This is a genomic window from Aquirhabdus sp., from assembly GCF_046462495.1.
In the GTDB taxonomy this organism is placed as follows: domain Bacteria; phylum Pseudomonadota; class Gammaproteobacteria; order Pseudomonadales; family Moraxellaceae; genus Aquirhabdus.
This window is the reverse complement of the sequence record NZ_JBKGVE010000007.1, coordinates 208,397-227,069: the sequence shown is the minus strand read 5'-3', so window position 1 is coordinate 227,069 and position 18,673 is coordinate 208,397. Positions and strand designations below refer to the sequence as shown.

22 protein-coding genes are annotated in these 18,673 nt (G+C 45.7%); 5 read left to right on the top strand and 17 right to left on the bottom strand.

Translation table 11 applies throughout. The annotated features are described in order from the left end of the window. The first annotated feature begins 42 nt into the window (after positions 1-42). A complete protein-coding gene (locus tag ACLHG7_RS09100; protein ID WP_410210867.1) occupies positions 43-495 on the top strand; it encodes a YcgN family cysteine cluster protein in 453 nt (150 codons plus the stop codon). A 12-nt stretch (positions 496-507) separates the two neighbouring features. On the opposite strand, the gene ACLHG7_RS09095 is transcribed toward ACLHG7_RS09100, so the two are convergent. The 5 genes from ACLHG7_RS09095 to ACLHG7_RS09075 form a co-directional block, all read right to left on the bottom strand. Continuing rightward, positions 508-1,194, bottom strand: a complete 687-nt coding sequence (locus ACLHG7_RS09095) for a glutathione S-transferase family protein (RefSeq protein WP_410210715.1) — start codon at positions 1,192-1,194, stop codon at positions 508-510. A gap of 101 nt (positions 1,195-1,295) precedes the next feature. Then, the gene (locus ACLHG7_RS09090; RefSeq protein WP_114897721.1) at positions 1,296-1,730 is read right to left on the bottom strand and encodes a CBS domain-containing protein; all 435 of its coding nucleotides are present in this window, start codon (positions 1,728-1,730) and stop codon (positions 1,296-1,298) included. A gap of 178 nt (positions 1,731-1,908) precedes the next feature. Next, on the bottom strand, positions 1,909-2,787 hold the full coding sequence (locus ACLHG7_RS09085; RefSeq protein WP_410210714.1) for a DUF2063 domain-containing protein: 879 nt from the start codon (positions 2,785-2,787) through the stop codon (positions 1,909-1,911). Next, a complete protein-coding gene (locus ACLHG7_RS09080) occupies positions 2,774-3,670 on the bottom strand; it encodes a DUF692 domain-containing protein (RefSeq protein ID WP_410210713.1) in 897 nt (298 codons plus the stop codon). Before ACLHG7_RS09080 ends, ACLHG7_RS09085 begins: the two co-directional genes overlap by 14 nt. 30 nt (positions 3,671-3,700) lie before the next feature. Beyond that, positions 3,701-4,084 (bottom strand): hypothetical protein, encoded by a 384-nt coding sequence (locus ACLHG7_RS09075; RefSeq protein ID WP_410210712.1) that lies wholly within the window; start codon positions 4,082-4,084, stop codon positions 3,701-3,703. Between the two features lie 215 nt (positions 4,085-4,299). Here ACLHG7_RS09075 and ACLHG7_RS09070 point away from each other — a divergent pair, with 215 nt between their 5' ends. Continuing rightward, positions 4,300-4,908 (top strand): DoxX family protein, encoded by a 609-nt coding sequence (locus tag ACLHG7_RS09070; protein WP_410210866.1) that lies wholly within the window; start codon positions 4,300-4,302, stop codon positions 4,906-4,908. A 58-nt stretch (positions 4,909-4,966) separates the two neighbouring features. Here ACLHG7_RS09070 and ACLHG7_RS09065 read toward each other — a convergent pair whose 3' ends face one another. The 5 genes from ACLHG7_RS09065 to ACLHG7_RS09045 all read right to left on the bottom strand — a co-directional run bounded on the left by ACLHG7_RS09065 (position 4,967) and on the right by ACLHG7_RS09045 (position 7,690). Next, positions 4,967-5,548 carry an HNH endonuclease gene (locus tag ACLHG7_RS09065; RefSeq protein WP_410210711.1) on the bottom strand — a complete coding sequence of 194 codons (582 nt, stop codon included), beginning with the start codon at positions 5,546-5,548 and terminating at the stop codon, positions 4,967-4,969. After that, on the bottom strand, positions 5,541-6,353 hold the full coding sequence (locus ACLHG7_RS09060; protein ID WP_410210710.1) for an AAA family ATPase: 813 nt from the start codon (positions 6,351-6,353) through the stop codon (positions 5,541-5,543). The genes ACLHG7_RS09065 and ACLHG7_RS09060 overlap by 8 nt, the downstream gene beginning before the upstream one ends. After that, on the bottom strand, positions 6,350-6,784 hold the full coding sequence (locus tag ACLHG7_RS09055; RefSeq protein ID WP_410210709.1) for an AAA family ATPase: 435 nt from the start codon (positions 6,782-6,784) through the stop codon (positions 6,350-6,352). Before ACLHG7_RS09055 ends, ACLHG7_RS09060 begins: the two co-directional genes overlap by 4 nt. A 61-nt stretch (positions 6,785-6,845) precedes the next feature. Next, positions 6,846-7,067 carry a zf-HC2 domain-containing protein gene (locus tag ACLHG7_RS09050; RefSeq protein ID WP_410210708.1) on the bottom strand — a complete coding sequence of 74 codons (222 nt, stop codon included), beginning with the start codon at positions 7,065-7,067 and terminating at the stop codon, positions 6,846-6,848. A 20-nt stretch (positions 7,068-7,087) separates the two neighbouring features. After that, positions 7,088-7,690: an RNA polymerase sigma factor gene (locus ACLHG7_RS09045; protein WP_410210707.1), complete on the bottom strand. Its 603-nt coding sequence runs from the start codon at positions 7,688-7,690 to the stop codon at positions 7,088-7,090. Between the two features lie 247 nt (positions 7,691-7,937). On the opposite strand from ACLHG7_RS09045, the gene truB reads away from it, so the two are divergent. Together truB and ACLHG7_RS09035 are read left to right on the top strand one after the other, a co-directional pair. Continuing rightward, on the top strand, positions 7,938-8,840 hold the full coding sequence (truB, locus tag ACLHG7_RS09040; RefSeq protein ID WP_410210706.1) for a tRNA pseudouridine(55) synthase TruB: 903 nt from the start codon (positions 7,938-7,940) through the stop codon (positions 8,838-8,840). Between the two features lie 63 nt (positions 8,841-8,903). Next, positions 8,904-10,142 (top strand): FAD-dependent oxidoreductase, encoded by a 1,239-nt coding sequence (locus tag ACLHG7_RS09035; protein WP_410210705.1) that lies wholly within the window; start codon positions 8,904-8,906, stop codon positions 10,140-10,142. A gap of 15 nt (positions 10,143-10,157) precedes the next feature. Here ACLHG7_RS09035 and ACLHG7_RS09030 read toward each other — a convergent pair whose 3' ends face one another. Next, positions 10,158-11,066 (bottom strand): metal-dependent hydrolase, encoded by a 909-nt coding sequence (locus ACLHG7_RS09030; protein ID WP_410210704.1) that lies wholly within the window; start codon positions 11,064-11,066, stop codon positions 10,158-10,160. Between the two features lie 113 nt (positions 11,067-11,179). Here ACLHG7_RS09030 and ACLHG7_RS09025 point away from each other — a divergent pair, with 113 nt between their 5' ends. Next, entirely contained in the window at positions 11,180-12,196 is a 1,017-nt protein-coding gene (locus tag ACLHG7_RS09025; RefSeq protein WP_410210703.1) for an AraC family transcriptional regulator, read from the top strand. A gap of 54 nt (positions 12,197-12,250) precedes the next feature. Here the strand turns inward: ACLHG7_RS09025 and ACLHG7_RS09020 are convergent, their stop codons facing one another. From ACLHG7_RS09020 to ACLHG7_RS08995, 6 genes are all read right to left on the bottom strand, one after another. Then, positions 12,251-13,930: an ArnT family glycosyltransferase gene (locus ACLHG7_RS09020; protein WP_410210702.1), complete on the bottom strand. Its 1,680-nt coding sequence runs from the start codon at positions 13,928-13,930 to the stop codon at positions 12,251-12,253. A 3-nt stretch (positions 13,931-13,933) separates the two neighbouring features. Then, positions 13,934-14,347 (bottom strand): GtrA family protein, encoded by a 414-nt coding sequence (locus tag ACLHG7_RS09015; protein WP_410210701.1) that lies wholly within the window; start codon positions 14,345-14,347, stop codon positions 13,934-13,936. Beyond that, on the bottom strand, positions 14,340-15,344 hold the full coding sequence (locus ACLHG7_RS09010; RefSeq protein WP_410210700.1) for a glycosyltransferase family 2 protein: 1,005 nt from the start codon (positions 15,342-15,344) through the stop codon (positions 14,340-14,342). Before ACLHG7_RS09010 ends, ACLHG7_RS09015 begins: the two co-directional genes overlap by 8 nt. Next, positions 15,345-16,199, bottom strand: coding sequence for a ChbG/HpnK family deacetylase (locus tag ACLHG7_RS09005; protein ID WP_410210699.1), 855 nt, complete (start codon positions 16,197-16,199; stop codon positions 15,345-15,347). A 195-nt stretch (positions 16,200-16,394) separates the two neighbouring features. Further along, positions 16,395-17,825, bottom strand: coding sequence for a sensor histidine kinase (locus ACLHG7_RS09000; protein ID WP_410210698.1), 1,431 nt, complete (start codon positions 17,823-17,825; stop codon positions 16,395-16,397). Next, positions 17,822-18,499 (bottom strand): response regulator, encoded by a 678-nt coding sequence (locus tag ACLHG7_RS08995; protein ID WP_410210697.1) that lies wholly within the window; start codon positions 18,497-18,499, stop codon positions 17,822-17,824. Before ACLHG7_RS08995 ends, ACLHG7_RS09000 begins: the two co-directional genes overlap by 4 nt. Positions 18,500-18,673 lie beyond the last annotated feature (174 nt).

The window sequence follows — 18,673 nt, the reverse complement described above, 5'->3', positions numbered from 1 at the left end:
ATGTCAGAACCTCGGTTAGAGCCATCGCCACAACCGTCTATAGTGTCTCCAGTACTGCGGGAGCGTTTTTGGCAGAATTACACCCTCACTGAGCTCACCCCCGATGAGTGGGAGGCACTATGCGATGGTTGTGGCCTATGCTGTCTCGTTAAGCTTGAAGATGAAGATACAGGTGAAGTCGTCTATACCAAAGCGGCCTGCCAACTCCTCGATACCAAGACTGCACGCTGTACGGATTACCCCAACCGTCAAAGCAAAGTTCCTGATTGTCTACAGCTGACTCCAGAGCGTGTTCCACAGCTCAATTGGCTACCACCGAGCTGTGCTTATCGTAGGCTGGATGAAGGAAAATCACTCCCGAAGTGGCATCCGCTGATCACAGGCAATGCCAATAGCGTGCGTCAAGCGAGGAAGTCGGCTGCGGGGCGCTGTATCTCCGAGACTTTGATTAATCCCGAAGATATCGAAGAGTATGTGATTCGCTGGGTACGTTAATTGAGCTGTTTTTTACGCTTTGGTGAGACGTACATCCGAGATGATGGTGCCATTTTGTAAGCACCAGTCTTCATGCTCTTCATGACGTGGCTCGTGAATCGCAGCTTCAGCCCATGCTTTCAGAGAGGGAAGATCCAGTAGTCGCTGGCTATATGCCATCGCTGCCGGGCTTAGTTCTAAACCATAGGTTGAAATGCGAAACGCCACGGGTGTGAAGAAGGCATCCACTGCTGTAAATTCATTACCTGCCAAGAATGGTCCGCCAAAACGGCTTAAGCCCTCATTCCAGAGTTCATCAATCCGCGCAATGTCTTTGGCCAAAGGGGTGGGAATATCCTTGAGCTGGATGCGTACACTGCAATTCATCGAGCAAATGTCGCGTAATGGACTAAACCCAGAATGCATTTCAGCCGATGCCGAACGTGCCCATGCACGCGCTTTTGCACCTGTGGGCCATACCTTTGGGTAGTGCTCTGCCAGGTATTCTGCAATCGCCAGAGAATCCCATACGGCGAAGTCGTTATCGACGATTAAGCAAGGCACTTTACCGCTGGGCGAGAATTTACGAAAAATTTCCCAGTTATCATCAGTAAACAATTCATTGCGTTCTTCAAAAGGAATACCGAATTCAGTCATCAGTGCCCAAGGTCGTAGCGACCAAGAAGAGTAGTTCTTATTGGCGATATACAATTGGTACACAGCGGTTCTCCTGATGAGTGATGTGAAATAAAGCAGAGAACGATGCCGGAATCGTCAAGTATTCCAGTACACGTTTGTAGAAATCGAAATGAAGCGGGGGTTTATTCGCCGCGGATATAGCGCTGTAATTGCTCAATCAGATTTTTTTGATCTTCAATCACGCCTTTGACCAAGTCACCAATCGAGATCAGACCCAAAAGTTTGTCATTTTCCAATACGGGTAGATGACGTAAGCGATTCTCAGTCATCAGAATCATGCATTGCTCATTGGTGTGTTTAGGGGTTACCGTGATGACATCCGCACTCATAATTTCTGAGACGGTGGTGGCGTATGAAGAGCGCTCCATCAGCGCCACTTTTCGAGCGTAATCGCGCTCACTCACAATACCAACAACCTTGTCACCTTCAGCGACGATCAAAGCACCGATCCCTTTCTCTGCCATCAAGGTAATGGCTTCAAGCACCGTGGCTTTCGGGGTAATGGTATAGATGGCTTGATTGGGTTTGTCATTGAGAATATGGGCAACGGTTTTCATAGCTATTTCCATTAAGTGATGGACTAATTTGGCTTTATTTGAAGTACTTCCTGACTACGTGCCGAGTCGCTGTGACCATAAGATGATGGACCAAACGCTCATATCAATTTATAGCATAAATTAATGAATGTGAAAGGGCTTTGTGCGGAACAATATACAAGATTGCATCAAGTGATTCTCAGATTAAAGAATTCGTCTGAATATGAAATAAGTTGATACTCAACAACCATTTGATTAATGCTTTGACCTCTTTACTCGATGCTTTCTCAGTATACTGAGTCGCTATACTGAGCTGTTGGATCAAATGGTGGATGGTGCAAGCGGTTTCACTCTGGATCAGCTCAATTAAATACGCCCAGAGGGGATGCAGACTAAAAACACGCATTTGAAAGTCCTGATTACGAAAGATCAGTAAGCAGGTCGGTGCGATTTCGGGTCTGGCTTGAGCATTGTCCTGCGACCAAGTATGTACAGGATACTGGTAGGCCAATACCCAACAGGTTGTTTTTAGGGTGATCGGAACGTCTTTGTTCAGCGTTTTAAATTTTAAAGGATTGGGCTCGGGTATGATCTTTGACCCCAGCGCATCGTCCAGCCATAAGGTCTCTGCCATATCCACATAGAGCGCCATCCATTCATAGTGCAACAGCTCTCTTAACCATAGGTAGCGTTGGTGAGTTTGCTGGATGAGGGTGCTGGCTCTTTGGTGTTCAGCACCTTCAACGTCCTTGTTTTCAAGTTCCTCTTGCGGCTCTTGATCGAGAAACTCTCTAAAATGCAGTGAAATATCATAATAATAAGGCGAGTCGCATTGACCATATTTAAAGAAACTGTCGATGAGCATGTCCCATGCCTCACTGGGGAGCATGGCTTGTGCGATGGGATACGTATGTTCGATGAAGCTACGAACATTATTGAAAATCAGATCACGATAGGTCTGCATGCGCCGGGACTCAATCTGATCAGGAATGGGCGCCGTGTGTGGATGGCGAATCCAGTGGGTGAATGCCCGTTGATGCTGCTGAAAATCTGCGATTTGATGATCAAGCGCGGGCATAGTTCTGCTCATCCGATGAGTTCACGAATTCGGGTTTTTGCTTTGTTTGAATCTGCTGGATGTGATCGACTTCAGCCAGTAATGTATCCAGTGCAGGCACATTAAAATCCCGCTCCAGCAGTGTTGGGCGAAGGCCAATCGTCTCATAAGTAAATTGCAGTAACTGCCAGACAGGTGCAATGACATCATCACCATGTGTATCGATCAATAGCGTTGGATCTTCTCCATCATGCCCTGCAATATGCAAATAGCGCACACGTTCGGCAGGTATAGCTTGGATAAAGGCATGGGCGTTTGAGCCATGATTGATACTATTCACATAGACATTATTCACATCAAGCAACACCTCACAATCCGCACGCGTGATGACCTCTGTCACGAACTCAGCTTCAGACATTTCAGCGTTAGGCATCGCATAGGTCGATACATTTTCTAAAATCAAACGGCGACCCAGAATCTCTTGCGCTTGAATCACGCGATCCGCAACGTATTTGGCTGCATCCAAAGTCATCGGTATCGGCATCAGATCGTAGAGGTAAGAGCCGTCATTGGTATAGCTTAAATGCTCAGAGTAAACATCAATCTGATGCGTATCCAAAAAATCTCGCACTTGCTTTAAGAATTCAATATTTAAAGGACTGATGCCGCCAATCGACAGCGACAGTCCATGACAAGCAAAAGGATAACGCTCTGTGAATGCGCGTAAATCACGCGCGTAGCGCCCACCCATACCGATCCAGTTCTCTGGTGCGATCTCATAGAAGTCAGGCTTGTTGAGAACTTCATTGGAGATCAGTTGAGCATACAGCGCAGACATAAAGTCGCGGCGTAAGCCCAGCCCTGCACCAGAGAGGGCAGGATGGGAAGCGGGGCGTATGGTCACGTTAAGTTGTCCTGATAGATGGCGGTATGATTATTTTTCAACAACCATGCCGTGTGCCATTTTTTTGCCTTTATCCGCGCCGCATTTTGCTTCGCCACATTTGCCTTCTTTCATCCCACCATGTTCTGCTTTATGGACGTAAGACTCAACGACCATACCGTCTTTCATTTTTTTGCCTTTATCCGCGCCGCATTTTGCTTCACCACATTTACCTTCTTTCATCCCGCCCATTGCGGCTTTATGGATACCACATTTACCTTCTTGGGCTTTCTTGTTTGCACCACAGTTTGCGTCTTTTGCCATAGACATGGCAGGTGCTGAGGCCGCAGGCATTTCAGCAGCATGAGCAACACCCGTTAATGACATAGCGAGCATTGCTGCAATTGGGGTCAGAGTTTGTAGTTTGTTTGACATGAGCATAATCCTCGAAAAATCCTTGATTGGAGAGTGACGCGCACTGTCATAGTGTGCGTTCAGAGAATAGACGAAGCTCATCTGGTTTTGTTACATCGATTTCAAAAAAAAATATAAATAAATTTATTTTTCAGTTTTGTTGTAATGAAACGGCGTCTGGTGTGTCTATGGATTACTTTCCATTGATGCGTTGAGTAACCACCATGAGCACCTTCATTAAAAATTCCGTTTCGACCCTTGATGCTTTATTAGATCGCTTAGGGCAGATCATTCAGCCTGTAGATGGTCTACCCGCGTTGGCATTGAGACTTTATCTGGTTCCGGTATTCTGGACGGCGGGCATGAATAAGCTGGCAGCCTTCTCCGATACCATTGCGTGGTTTGGTGCCGATGGCTTAGGGCTGCCGTTCCCAACGCTCATGGCAAGCTTGGCGACAGGTACAGAGCTATCAGGTGCGGTACTGCTGGCACTGGGTCTATTTACACGGTGGATTAGCATGCCGCTGATTGTAACGATGCTGGTTGCAATCTTCACAGTGCATTTACCGAATGGCTGGCAGGCGATAGCCGATCAGACAGCACCGTTTGCCAATATGCGAGTGATGGAAGCGGGTGATAAGATTCAGGCCGCTAGAGAAATTCTAAAAGAACACGGCAACTACGACTGGCTCACTTCAAGTGGTAATTTTGCGATTATTAATAATGGCGTTGAGTTTGCCGTGACATACTTGGTAATGCTATTGGCGCTGATCAAGATGGGCGGTGGGCGCTTTGTGAGTGTAGATTATTGGGTGAGAAGGGTGGTGAAACGCTGGGTTGGGTGATTTATTTCTCCTTCTTATTTTTGAGAGGGAGAAATAAATATCTGATTGCTTTAAAAATTTATGCCGCATGCTTATCAAATAAGGCCTTAATAAAAAAAGAATATTCTTTGTCAGGTTCGCTTTCTTTTTTTAACTCATCTAGAATTAAACATTTTAAGCTTGAGTTCGCTGTACGATGGCAAGCATTAAGTGCCTTTTGAATATCAATTATCTTATTCATTCTTTTTTCTAGTAAATCTGGCCTATTCAATTCTATTATTCGAATAGTTATATCTGCTCTCTCACAACCATCTTTTTCAAATATGAATGATCCAAAGGCGAAGAAGAAATCCGATGGATCTTCTTTATATGGATCAATAAATGGTAAGTGATCGTAAAAGTGATTCAATTTTGCATTGTTGCATTTAGGGCATGCATAGCCCAGATTATCCCAAACAAATTCTAATTCTGGAAACTTATCAATAGCCTTAGGTTTAATATGCTCAACATGTGCAAAATCAATATGAGATATTTTACTTTCACAGTACATGCATTTGTCGTTACTTGCATCTTTTAGGGCCTGTTTGTTCGTTGGGTGCTTATAGTTATTGTTAATTAAAGCCACAGGGTGAGGACATGGAGGTCTATTGAGCTTAATCATTAGTTTTCTCCATAATACTTTGAAGAGTAAAAGGAATCATTCTCTCAAGCCCAGCTTCGCTTAGCTCTTGTCTCAGAGATAAAAGGTCATTTTTTTGAAGAGACATGCTGCTATATTTGTTAATTATTATATTCAATTTTTCTTCTACCCATATTGGCATAGTAAATGATACTCCAAGTATCTCATCCAATATTTCTGTTGCAGTTCGCGCCTCACCTAATAAATCTAATTTTCTTGATTGAATTTTTTTATCGTCATTATAAGTTAACGCATACACGCTAGAGTTTTTGACCGAACCTACAATAAGAGGGCTATGCGAAGAGACAATAAATCTAGCACTTGGGAAGGCATCTAATAAATCTTGTAATATTGTTCTTTGCATAGTTGGGTGCAGATGATTTTCAACTTCATCAATAATAACTGTAAAGTATGAGTTTTCTTTGGAAGCAAACATATATATTTGCCATGCAATATCTATAAGAGCACTTATCCCACCAGAAGCTGTTTCTAGTAAAAACTCATCTGAACCATTGTTACAAACAAAGACTATTTCCATATTTCTAATTTCAAGTTCTTTAAAGCCAAGAGTTTTTGGTAGAATTTTTTTTAGAATGGCTTGAAAACCTTCATAGTACTGAATTTGTTCATTATCTTGGTACATTATAACTTTATTGTTATTTCGGACTCCGTAACCATTGATAGCCCAGCCTATAAGAGTATTTTTCATTAAAAAACTTGTAGAGTTAGCCGAACCACCAAAGTACCTGTCCCTATTAGTATTTGATACCTCTTCAAAAGCGGTCATCTTATTTTTTTTATAGTAGGTATATTTCCAATAGGCTGATATCTGAATATTGGTCGATGAGAAGGGATATAAAAACAACTGATATGTTGTTGGCTTTGAATATTAAGATGATACTGTGCTGAATTAGAGTCTGAGATTGTAAGATCACAACTTTGATTGTTTGAATAAGTGATTTTTCCTATAACTGACTCAGTGCTCTTATCAATGCCATTAAAAAGTCGAGAAACAAACTTTATTATACCTGTATTTTTTTCTTGTATCGGTGTCGATAGTGAGAAATGATTCCATCCAAAATGCTTTGCAAATATATTTAATATAGTAGTTTTACCACTGCCATTTGATCCCGTCAAAATGGTAAGTCGGTCATGAATGTCTAAATCAATTTTTTCAAATTGTTGCCAATGCCGTAATTCTAATTTTTTAAAAAACATAATATTTTCCTAAATGTCTTTAATATAGTGCATAGAATAATATATATATCAATATAATACGTCACTCAGACAACCCCTTCACCCACTCCTCAATCTGCGCATCATCAGGCTCAGGAAATTGATGCTGAGGAAGCGTGTCGTGCAGTAAATGCATTTGCTGCATAAAGCGCTGACAATTACGACAAATACTTAAGTGCAGACGAAAGCGTACGCGCTCGGAGAGATTCATCTCGCCAGCCAGATAGTCGCTTGCTCGGTAACCGATGTCTTTACACTTAAACATATTTCTCCTCAATAACGGGCTTAACAATCACCCGTCGCTTCGTAATGTGACACCATCGCATGGATGGTCACGCGTGCACGGTGGAGCAGCACGCGTAGATTAGACGCAGAAATCTCCAAATTGTTACACACTTCATCACTGGTTAGGCCCATCAAATCCGTCAACGTCATCACCATGCGTTGCCCACTGGGCAAATTCTCCATGTGACGTTCTAAACACTCCTTGAGCACATGCGCTTCAAGGAGTTTATCCGGCGAGTCATCTGTCCATGTTTCCCATGGTGTTACCCAGTGATCGCTCGCATCAAAGGCATGTTGCAACGGATCTTGTGTGTCGCTTAATCCTTCTAAAGAGACTTCTCGACGTGTCTGGCGAATGTAGGTATAGGCTTTATTGACAGTAATCCGCACCAGCCATGTTTTCAAACTCGAACGATGCTCAAAATTCGGTAGTGCCGAAAGCGCTGAAATCCAGGCTTCCTGCACGATGTCATCCACTGCATGCGAACAAATTGCACGTGCTGCAGCAATCATCGCGCCGCCATGCAGCTTCATCAGCTCACGTAGTGCTTTTTGGTCACCCGCATTAATGCGTTTGGCAATGTGTATTTCATCGTCGTACATAGATGAGCCGTGTTTAAAGACATGGGGGTGAGTTGCTGAGACTCAAACTTTCTAATCAAAGCATGATGACTTGTGTGTCTTTAGATTAGCAAACTGTCTGTCAGATTGCTGCATGACTTGAGGTTTTTTATTTGGACTCATCTTTTAAGGCATCAATTTATTTTGCAAAATGATCGATCTAAGATCAAAAGCTGTTCTACACGAAACCTGTTAAAATCCGCGCAATGCTTTCTACTGATTTTGTCTAATGTCTGATCCTCGTCCTAAAATTGCTCGCCGTGCAGTCAGCGGTGTTTTCTTACTGAATAAACCTCAAGGCCATAGCTCAAACGGCATCCTGCAAAAGGTGCGTTGGTTATATCGTGCGCAAAAAGCAGGGCATACGGGTGCACTAGATCCTTTGGCGACTGGCTTACTGCCGATTTGTTTAGGCGAGGCGACCAAATTTTCCCACTATCTGCTGGATTCGGATAAAACCTATCAGACGATCGTCAAGCTTGGTGCGACAACGACGACAGGTGATGAAGAAGGCGAGATCGTTCAAGAGTTTGCGATACCGCCTTTAAATGATGCGCTGATTGAAAGTGTGCTTGCGCAATTTCGCGGTCCGATCATGCAAGTGCCGCCGATGTATTCGGCATTAAAAAAAGATGGTCGCCCACTGTATGAACTGGCTCGTCAAGGGATTGAGATTGATCGCCCTGCACGTCCTGTCACTATTTTTAATCTTGAGCTGAACGCCTTTGATGCAACGACACTGACCTTGACGGTGAAATGTAGCAAAGGGACGTATATCCGCACTCTGGCAGAAGATATTGGCGCGGCGTTGGGCTGTGGTGGACATGTGGCCAAGCTACATCGCATACAGACCGCATCCTTTGTGCTGGATGAGCACAATACCATCGAGTATTTAGAATCACTGGATGAGACTGCGCGGGATGCCTTGTTGCTTCCTACCTATGCGGCAGTGGAGTATCTACCGCGTATTGATCTCAGTCTGGATGAAGCGATTTTCTTTAGCCGTGGACAAGCCATCAATGCCGGAAATGTGCCACAAGGTGAAACACTTGCCTTTGAAAATGGACGCTTTCTGGGACTTGGAATTGTGGATAAATTCAGAACTTTGCATCCAAAACGGGTGGTGAACTAACCCTCTTTCGTGATGCTCGTTTGAATCGATATCAGTTGAAATTAAAATAGTCTGAGTGCATGCATGAAAAGACAGTCAGTCGCCATCATCGGCGCAGGGACAGCGGGTTTGGCGACGGCAATTGTGCTGGCGAAACAAGGGCATGACGTCACAATCTTTGAACAAGCCGTCGTCATGGAAAACGTTGGAGCTGGGCTGTTACTTCAGCCTTCAGGCATGGCTGTTTTTCAGCATTTAGGTGCTTTAGAGCATGCCTTGGATTTAGGTGCACCTGTGGATGCGCTGCAAGGCTGGTCGAAGACACGACTATTGGTTAATAGTCGCTATGCCGAGGCGGCAGCCGAGTGGACTGGTCTGGGAATGCATCGTGCTGCACTCTGTGCGGTCCTGATGCAACAGCTTAAAGCACTTGATATTCCAATCCATATGGCAACTGAAGTCACTGCTGTGGTTGATCATCAGGATCAGATGCAGGTTGATACACTAACGCAAGACGTCAACGCTTCTTTGAAGTTTGATATGGTTTTGGTTGCCAATGGTGCGCGCAGTCAGTTACGCCCAGAAGTTTGGACACGGTTGGATCAGCCCTATCCATGGGGTGCCGTGTGGGCGATAGTGCCCGAGACGACCACGCTGGATTATCGAATTTTGCATCAGTTCTATCACGGCGCCTCACGCATGATGGGACTTTTACCGACGGGATCGGTACCAAACAGCGGGCAGCGTTTAACCAGTATTTTTTGGAGTTTGCCGAGTGCACAGATCGATCCTTGGATTAACGCATCGCAAGATGAATTCCAAAAATGGCAAGATGAAGTCAGTCAGATTTGGCCTGCCGCAGGTGCTTGGATTAAAGACAGCATCCAAAGTAGCCGGCAGTTTATGGCTGCACGCTATCGTGATGTGGTGATGTCACGCTACGGGCAGAATCGCTTAGGCGTGATTGGCGATGCGGCGCATGCCATGAGTCCGCAGCTTGGACAAGGCGCAAATATGGCGTTACTCGATGCTTGGGCCATAGGTCAGGCATTTGCAAAATCAACAAATTATGCCGAAGTCTGGTCGCAGTATCATCAACTGCGTCAGCCATCGATCCAATTTTATCAGTCGATGAGTCGCTTATTGACCCCTTTTTACCAGTCTCATTCGATATCGTATGGGGTAATGCGGGATGTTGCTTTTACATGGATGTATCGTTTGCCATGGTTACGTAAGCAAATGGCGGCGACAATTTCGGGTGTAAAAATAGGACCACTACGAGAGATTGATTTAGAGTCTATCCGTCGTAGCCATCCTGTTTAATGATGCAAGACCCGCTTAGTGTGGGAGCTTCTTGCTGGGCGTCCTGATCTTTGCGGTCAGCAAGCCATCTTCCCCAAAGAGTTTTTCCTGCCATGTCGCAAGCAGCGCATCGGTATCGTGGTGGCTGGGGTGGAAGTTGGGCTTAAACCAGTCCAAATATTGAGGGATGAGACTAGAGAGCACGCCTTTACGACCGAAAATATAATTGAAGCCTTTTAGATTCTGACGCACTTTGAATAGCTGACCATCTTTTGCCAGCAAACGGGCTTGGAACCAGAAAATCACCGCAAAGAAAACGATGGTTGTCGGAATCATAAAACTGGCTCGTAACAGGTAGCCGCCGCCAACAGCTTCATAGACATCAAAGGCCACCGTTTTATGTTCGTTCTCTTCGACCGAATGCCAGAGGTAAAGGTTACGGATCTCCGGCGAGAAAGTATTGATCACCTCTTCATCTTTGAGAAGCATTTCTGTGAACACCGCGGTGTAATGCTCTAAACAAGCTGTTGCCGCAAGATGGACGATCGGCGGCGTAAAGCGTTTGACCTGGCGTAAAAGAAAGCCAACATCACGATCCAGCTTGTCGACTTGAAAGCCCTGAACGGTCGCAGCGTCATTGAAAGCTTTATGTGCCAAAGAGTGCAACGCCTCCTGACCGATGAATCCTGAGATTTGCGCTTTGAGGACGGGATCAGTAATCTGATTGCGGTAGTGGCGTACCGCTTCGACAAAGAAGAACTCGCCTTCCGGAAATAACGAAGATAATGCGGTCACGAATGTGGTTTTAAACGGATTGCCATCAACATAATAGCGCGGTACTCTGTCTGCAGAGAAGTCAAAATCGATTCTTCTTGGTGGGATTTTTGCCTGCACACCTGCCGCCGGTTTTGCTTTAGTTGGTTCTATCGAGGTAATCGCGCTCATGGAAGTTCTTCCTTTAGTGAACAATCGTACACCCATATTATGTGACGGCTATCGCACGTGTTATAGTTCTTCATACGACATTTTTCTGTCAGTTCACGACAAGTAACTTTGCTATGAGTATATCGACACCTTTACCAACGGCATCACCTACCGTACTCGGGGTTTATCTCGGACTGCTGGTTGATGTGGTTGCGCGTTGGGATATTTCCGCAGAAGAGTTGCTAGACGGGAGTGGTATCAAACCTGAGCAACTGCATGATGTGTTCTGGTACGTTGACTTTAAGACTTTCTCTGAGCTTTTTAAGCGTGCAGTGATTCTGACCAATGAACCTGGACTGGGTTTTCACATTGGCAAACAAATGAAAGTGTCCTGCCATGGGTTGATCGGATTTGCGGCGATGATCGCGAAAGATGTGCGTGAAGCACTTGAAATTGCACAGCAATTTATAAATTTACAATCCTCAGCATATAGTCTGCGTCTCGAAGTTGAAGGGGATCTTGCTTATTATTATGTCAATGAAGTTTATCCTGATTATTCATTGGGTGAGGTCGGCACCATAGCCATCCTGCTTGGTTTTGTGATGATGGGTGAGGCCATTACGGGACATCATTTAGAGGGCTCCGGTGATGTCATGTTTAAATGCCCTGATTATTTTGATCGCTTCCAGCAATTGCTTCCCGGGACGATTCGTTTTGATCAACCTTATACGCGAATCGTATTTCCAGCAGCATACCTTGAACTTCCTCTCATCATGGCTGACCCACTGACCGCACGTTTGGCGCGTGAGCAGTGTAAACGTGAGCTGAACGCTTTAATGAAAGACACCAGCTTTAGTCGTCTGGTGAGTGAACTGGTTTATGATGAGGCGCTAGGCTTTTGTACGATTGAAGAGGTTGCCGATAAGCTGCATCTCTCGACAAGAACTCTTCAGCGCCAGCTTGCACAGGAGAATCAGAGTTTTAGTACCTTGATTGACGAGCTTCGTCAGCGTAAGGCAACGGCAATGGTGAAGAAACGCGAGTTTAGTTTAGAGTTGATTGCTGAAAAGTTAGGTTATACCGACACCACCAATTTTATTCGTGCGTTTAAGCGCTGGACAGGCAAAACACCGAAAAAATATTTAGACTAAAACGACAATCCTTTCATACACATCACCCGTATGAAAGGATTATACTGATCATGCCTACTTGGGAGTCTCTACAGTCGATGTCCCCGTCATAAACACATCAAAATTGCGCTCTTGATAGATAGGTTTCAGGGTTCCCAAGGCTTCAACTTTCTCGTCCTTCGGTACCAGAATCATCATTTGTTCGTTGTTTTTGATCCGAGCATCCAGATCACTTTCATTCCAGAGCAGGTGGCTTTGCTGAGGTTCAAAGCGCAGACCATCTTTGATTTGGGCCGCGCCATTATCACCTTTGACTGAAGGCCAATCTTCAACCCATTGGATTTGGCGCTTTTGGTTTAATACAAATGGGATGTCATAGTAGTAATTATGATAGAACACGAGCGGCATATTGGGTTTCAAATCAACTTGGAAGGCGATCTGATCGGCACTGGATTTATGGTCTAACCATTTCACAAGGAATGTGACGCTGGTACACAGCAGCAGTGCTGAAATTAATCCCACTTGAAAGGCTTTAATTTGGTTGCGGTGAAAGAGATAACCCGTCAGTACAATGGCAACAGTCAACACGGTTGCAAGAATCAGTAGTCCGGTTGACTCGCTGGGGGTCAATTGACTGGCCGTTTTGGGGATATAAGGCAGTGCAAACAACGCCGCAGCAATCAGAGTCAGGAATCCTAAATTTATCCAATCACTCCAGACTTTACGATAAGCCCCATCAACACTAAATGCTTTATGCAAGACACAGGCTAGGTAAATGGCCAGTGGCGGTGTTGCGGGCAAGATATAACCGGCCAATTTCGACGGTGGAATCGAGAAGAAGACAATGACAGAAACTGCCCACCAGACCAGTAATAAAAATACAGGCTTATTCAGCAGTGCTGCGGCAGGCTTCCATGTGTAGCGTTTGCCAATTAATAGTAGCCAAGGCAGGAAGCTGATGATCAAGCACACAATATAAAATGGCCATGGCTGTTTATTATTAAACTGGCCAGATGAGAAACGATCAAATTGTTGTTCAATAAAGAAATAATGCAGAAAGTTTGGATATTTTTGCTGAGCGAAATACAGCCACGGAGAAATGATCGCGAGAAACAGTAATATGCCCAGTGGATGCAGCAGTGCAGGAATACGGCGCCAATTTCCCGTCACGATCAGCCAAGGCAGTAAAATCATGCCCGGAATCAGCACGCCAATTAGGCCTTTGGAGAGTAGCGCTAAAGCGGCTGCCACATAGCCCAGATATAAACTTTTGCGCTCACGTGTCAATGTGAAATCGGCGAAGGCAAAGACCGTCAAGGAGATCCAAGCCGCCACCAAGAGGTCATGGTTAATATACTGGCTACTGCCGTAGACCAACACGCTACTGGCCAGTACAAGCACACTGGTTCTTGCCAGAGTTTGACGGTTTTTGACTTCTGCATGGCGCGAGATAAACCAGAATACGCCGGTCAGCATCACCATTGCAGCAAAAACAGGCACGAGGCGCATGACCCAGACATGGACGCCAAAGATTTCCATTAGCCCCCCGCCCAGCCAATGTAGCAGCGGAGGCTTATGGAAGAAAGGAACCCCGTCAATGCGTGGGGTGAGCCAATCCCCTGATTCAATCATCCAGCGAGTAATATCAGCATAGCGTCCTTCATCAGGGACGCTCAATTGCCGAATACTGGCGGCGATACCTAGCCAAAGTGCAATAAGGGCTAGAAAGACTTTATTGGAGCGAATCGTAAACATAGCTTATCTCGGGGCTCTTTTATTAGAGTCTGTTGTGTCAAATGCAAACTGCCGACTTAAAATAAAGGTCATCGCGGCAGTTAAAATAATAATAAACGGTAGACCAATATCGATCGAAATGGACGTAAAGCGTAGCATCAGCAGTAGCAAGGTTTCATTAAATATAAAGCCAATCACCGCAACCAAAATAAAACGGGGCAACGTCTGCTGGTGAGAGATATCCCCAGCGTCAAAGCTAAAATAACGATGACCAAAATAGCTGACCCAAAATGCAGTTACAAAGGCAACTAAATTAGCCCAGCCCGCCGCAATGCCATGATTGGTGAGCACAATAGCAATTGCATAATGCGTCAGTGCCGCCAAAACGCCAATGACGCCAAAGCGTGCCAGTTGCCAGAACGTTTGGCGATTAATCATGGCCAGAGCCATGCGCAGAGACATCCGATTTTGGAATTTCTAAGTTACGTGGGGCAATGTTGTGTTCCTTGTCGTATTGGCGCGCGACGATGTATTTGGGACGACCCTTTGTTTCGTTATAGATGCGCGCGATATATTCACCCAATACGCCAATAAACAGCAGTTGAATTCCGCCCAGCAACATCATGCCTGCGGCAAGGGTTGCCCATCCGGGTTGCTGTACGCCATCCACCAAGGTTTCGCCAGTGATATAGATGCCATAAGCGAGTGCCAACAGTGCAATTGCTGCACCGAGGAAGACGCAAATACGCAAGGGCAAATCCGAAAATGCGGTTAACCCGGTTAAAGCAAGACTGGTGAGGCGCTGCCAATTAAAATTGGATTCGCCTTTGAGGCGCGGGGCTTCGGTAAAGTGCACACCAATGCTGTGAAAGCCGACCCAGGCGTAGAGTCCTTTCATATAGCGGGTCCGCTCCGGCAGGTTGCGTAGTGCAAGGACGACTTGCTTGTCCATCAAGCGAAAGTCACCGGCATCGGCGGGGATATCAATGGATGAGCTTTTATTGAGTAACCAGTAGAAGTTTCGCGTAAGCCATTGCTTTAGATTACTTTCAGTATTACGGTCACGAATGCCGTAGACCATATCATAGCCGCTCCGCCATAAATCCAGCATAGTCTTAATTGCGCTGATCGGATGCTGGAAGTCAGCATCAATCAAGAGGGCAATATCGCCATTCACATGGTCTAAACCAGCGGTGATTGCAGCTTCTTTGCCAAAATTACGGGACAGAGCCAGAACCTTAAGCGGGTAATGGGCAAGCAGAGGTTGCAGCGATGCGATGGTATTATCTTTACTGCCATCGTCGATGACGATCATTTCATAAGAAACGCCGAGTTCACTCAAATTTTTGGCCAAGGCCGGGATGAATAACGGAATATTTTCCGCTTCGTTATACGCAGGAATCACACAAGAGATAAAAGGATGTTCGCGTGACATTTAAAGCGCTCCTGAGGGCGTTGCTGCAAGTGTAATATGACGATCAATACAGTCTTTGAGAAATTGATCAGAACTCAGGTACTGGTATTCGCGGACGCGGGCTGCCGCGATACTGTCGCTAAGATCGGATGCATCGACTGCAGGGTGGCACATAATCAGTAAACTGGGATCGATCCGAGATTTTCGTGTAGGTATCTGAATCGGCTTTGTGCTGTTGGCGTGGTCTAACCAAAATTGTGCCAGTGTTGAGTAGGGCGTGGTTTCTGAAAAATCATAGATTCCCGCAAATTTCTGGTTTTGTGGGATGCTTACGGTTTCACTCAGTCGTGTTAATGCTTGCGCGCCCAAGAACTGTAGCATCTTACTTTTAAACCAAAAACGTGGGGTGATCACCGCGTCACTCAGGCTCCTGATCCAGCCTGTAAAATTTTGCGCAACGAGGAAGTTCATCAATACATCACGAATCACGGGGAACTGATGGACATGCTGATGCCCATCAACAAAGTCCGGAGCGCGTCCCATGATATCGATAAAGCGTTGCCACTGATAGATCAGCGTCTGTTCAACTTGGGATCTGGATAGGGTCCGAAGCCAAGCTTTTTGCATCAATTGTCCCAGTGGCAGGAATAGCATTCCATCACTAAAATCATGCGTCAGATTGAAATGTAACCCGATCTGCGCTTGTGGTTTACTGAGCTGAAGTTCACGGAGTGTGGTGCCGTGGATAGACCAATCCGGTGCTTGGGTCATGCAGGAGGTGGCTTGAAGGCGGTCATGGGTAATGAGATTGACAATGGCCTGACTAATCGGCGTATTCAACGCATAATCATCTGCACAAAAGACAATGTTCGCCATAAGTCAGCCACTACTGGTTAATTCAGCACATTGTGAAGATTAACATAATCATTTCACAGCCTTTTCGTCTTCATTGGGAAATTAAAACCTGATTTGAGTGATTTAAAGCATGAAGACTCAATTCTGGCTTTACATTAGCATGTGAGACTTAGCTTAGACATATGGTGGGCGTGATTGGACAATTTGGCAATCCGGTTAAGCACCCACCATGCGGAATTCAAAGCGTAGTCCACCTTGATTTGGTAGATTATGCAACGTCACTTGTCCGCCATAGCGCTGGGCTATTTCCTGAATAATCGTGAGCCCCAAACCGCTTCCTGTGTCGCTTTGACCGAGCGCGCGATAAAAAGGATCAAAGACGCGAGATAAGTCTGATTCAGGAATTCCTGAGCCACTATCCGTAACCTCAATCACGGCCAATGCCTCTTCGCTATAGATACGGATATCGACTTGTCCACCTTCGGGGGTATAACGTATCGCATTACTGATGGCATTCCTAAGGATGGTCTGCACGTCTTGTAATGCCGCATGGACTGCAACGTCATCTTGCTGTACCACGCCAAGATCGATATTTTTTTGCAGTGCGAGTGGCATGAGATCACCAAGCACCTCATGTAAGCAGGCAATCAGCGAGACATACTCAATATTGCCCGTATAGCCACTATGTTGTTTGGCGAGACTCAAAAGCTGCTCAAGGAGATGCTGGGAGCGATTCAGACCTTGCCTAAGCTGACGGACGCGTTCGATGCCTTCAGGGGTGAGCGCGGTGTGTTCAAGGTTTTCTGTTTGCAACGTGAGTGCGGTAATCGGTGTCCGTAACTCATGCGCTGCGTCAGCAATAAAACGGCGCTGGTGATTGAGACTGTGAGAAAGCCTTCGCAATAGTTTATTGATTGAAAAAACAAAAGGTAGAATTTCTCGCGGAATTTTCTGATTGTGAAGTGGTAAGGGAACACCATCTTTCTGCTGATCGGTATGCAGCGCCAATGCCGTTATGGGTTTAAACGCTTGGCGAATAACCAGTGTGATGACCAGCAGCAATACTGGAAACAAGACGACCAGCGGAATCATCATGCGTAGGCTGGTATAGCGTGCCAGCTCATCGCGTAACGCCGTCCGTTGACCGACGAGGAATTGCTGTCCCGTGGGTAGCGTGCGAACAAAAACACGCCAGTCCTCTCCCTGACTTTGCAGAGTGGATAAGCCGTCTGCTAAGTACTTAGGCGCTTGTATCCAGTGGGCTTGGATGGGCTGCCCATCCACAACTAAAGGCTGAATAATGATTTTTGCTTCTTGAAGTTCAGACTCTTTATGCTTTTTCTTTTTTAAAGAGAGATCGGTTTGAAGCGGTTCGTCCGTGGGATGAGTTTGGGGAGGGAGTTGCCCATGAGTAGTCATGATCGGGAAAATAAGCGCTTGTCGATCTGCTGCAAGTTGTGCGATCAACTCTAAATTGTGATCCTGCATATTCAGCGCTTCTTTGCGGGTGGCATGGTACTCCCCGAAAGCGGCTAATAAGCCAATGATCAAAATCAGGCTAAAGAACCACCAGACCAGATAATCGCGCAATGAACGATACTTTTTTAAATCCTGTTCTGGTGTTAAGCGTGGTGCAGAGGTTGTCATGCGTGTTTCTCCACCATCCAGCCGACACCGCGCACATTGGTAATGGATTTAGGCCCTAGTTTTTTGCGAACATTGTGAATCACAAATTCTATGGCATTACTTTCTACTTCTTCTCCCCAGCCGTAGACCGAGGTTTCCAGATCGCTGCGAGAGAGAATGGTTCCTTTGCGGGATAGCAATGCATGTAATAAAGCGTATTCTCGCCCCGAAAGTCTAGCTGTCTGCGGCGGGTTAGTTGCGTCACAATAAGATGCCTCATGATTGGCAGGATTTAAGGTCAATTTGCCATTACTGAGCAGGGGTTGTGCCGAGCCACTTTGACGTCGGGTAACGGCTCGAATCCGTGCTAACAGCTCAGGGACTTCAAAAGGTTTGACGACGTAATCATCCGCACCCAAGTCCAGACCTTGAATGCGCGATTGCACATCATCTCGTGCTGTCATGATAATGACAGGTGTTTCACCACTATTCGCGCGCCAATTTTTAAGCAAAGTTAGCCCATCTTGTAAGGGCAGGCCTAAGTCGAGCAGGATCATCTGATAGGTTTCGCTGCGTAGTGCGGCATGGGCTAACTGACCATCCATCACATGATCGACGGCATAGCTCGCGTCGCGCAGTGCAACGAGGAGCGCATCTGCAATCATGATGTCGTCTTCAACCAGTAATATTCTCATGACATCGCTAATCCAGCATTCTGCTTAAGCCGTTTATACTTCTCTCTATAGGAAAGATGTCGTTTCAGGCGATCATCTTGAGACTGCATCATTCCTTGGTCAACTTTTCAGTATACTGTGAAGGATGGTTCAGCACAGCCAAAAAAAGTTGTGTTATGGTTTTAGCACTTCAAA

Excerpts from the sequence above, each read along its gene's own strand:
- ACLHG7_RS09090 (WP_114897721.1), bottom strand. The coding sequence starts at position 1,730 with ATGAAAACCGTTGCCCATATTCTCAATGACAAACCCAATCAAGCCATC.
- ACLHG7_RS09085 (WP_410210714.1), bottom strand. The coding sequence starts at position 2,787 with ATGCCCGCGCTTGATCATCAAATCGCAGATTTTCAGCAGCATCAACGG.
- ACLHG7_RS09075 (WP_410210712.1), bottom strand. The coding sequence starts at position 4,084 with ATGTCAAACAAACTACAAACTCTGACCCCAATTGCAGCAATGCTCGCT.
- ACLHG7_RS09065 (WP_410210711.1), bottom strand. The coding sequence starts at position 5,548 with ATGATTAAGCTCAATAGACCTCCATGTCCTCACCCTGTGGCTTTAATT.
- ACLHG7_RS09060 (WP_410210710.1), bottom strand. The coding sequence starts at position 6,353 with ATGACCGCTTTTGAAGAGGTATCAAATACTAATAGGGACAGGTACTTT.
- ACLHG7_RS09055 (WP_410210709.1), bottom strand. The coding sequence starts at position 6,784 with ATGTTTTTTAAAAAATTAGAATTACGGCATTGGCAACAATTTGAAAAA.
- ACLHG7_RS09050 (WP_410210708.1), bottom strand. The coding sequence starts at position 7,067 with ATGTTTAAGTGTAAAGACATCGGTTACCGAGCAAGCGACTATCTGGCT.
- ACLHG7_RS09045 (WP_410210707.1), bottom strand. The coding sequence starts at position 7,690 with ATGTACGACGATGAAATACACATTGCCAAACGCATTAATGCGGGTGAC.
- truB (WP_410210706.1), top strand. The coding sequence starts at position 7,938 with ATGTCTGATCCTCGTCCTAAAATTGCTCGCCGTGCAGTCAGCGGTGTT.
- ACLHG7_RS09035 (WP_410210705.1), top strand. The coding sequence starts at position 8,904 with ATGAAAAGACAGTCAGTCGCCATCATCGGCGCAGGGACAGCGGGTTTG.
- ACLHG7_RS09030 (WP_410210704.1), bottom strand. The coding sequence starts at position 11,066 with ATGAGCGCGATTACCTCGATAGAACCAACTAAAGCAAAACCGGCGGCA.
- ACLHG7_RS09025 (WP_410210703.1), top strand. The coding sequence starts at position 11,180 with ATGAGTATATCGACACCTTTACCAACGGCATCACCTACCGTACTCGGG.
- ACLHG7_RS09020 (WP_410210702.1), bottom strand. The coding sequence starts at position 13,930 with ATGTTTACGATTCGCTCCAATAAAGTCTTTCTAGCCCTTATTGCACTT.
- ACLHG7_RS09015 (WP_410210701.1), bottom strand. The coding sequence starts at position 14,347 with ATGATTAATCGCCAAACGTTCTGGCAACTGGCACGCTTTGGCGTCATT.
- ACLHG7_RS09010 (WP_410210700.1), bottom strand. The coding sequence starts at position 15,344 with ATGTCACGCGAACATCCTTTTATCTCTTGTGTGATTCCTGCGTATAAC.
- ACLHG7_RS09005 (WP_410210699.1), bottom strand. The coding sequence starts at position 16,199 with ATGGCGAACATTGTCTTTTGTGCAGATGATTATGCGTTGAATACGCCG.
- ACLHG7_RS09000 (WP_410210698.1), bottom strand. The coding sequence starts at position 17,825 with ATGACAACCTCTGCACCACGCTTAACACCAGAACAGGATTTAAAAAAG.
- ACLHG7_RS08995 (WP_410210697.1), bottom strand. The coding sequence starts at position 18,499 with ATGAGAATATTACTGGTTGAAGACGACATCATGATTGCAGATGCGCTC.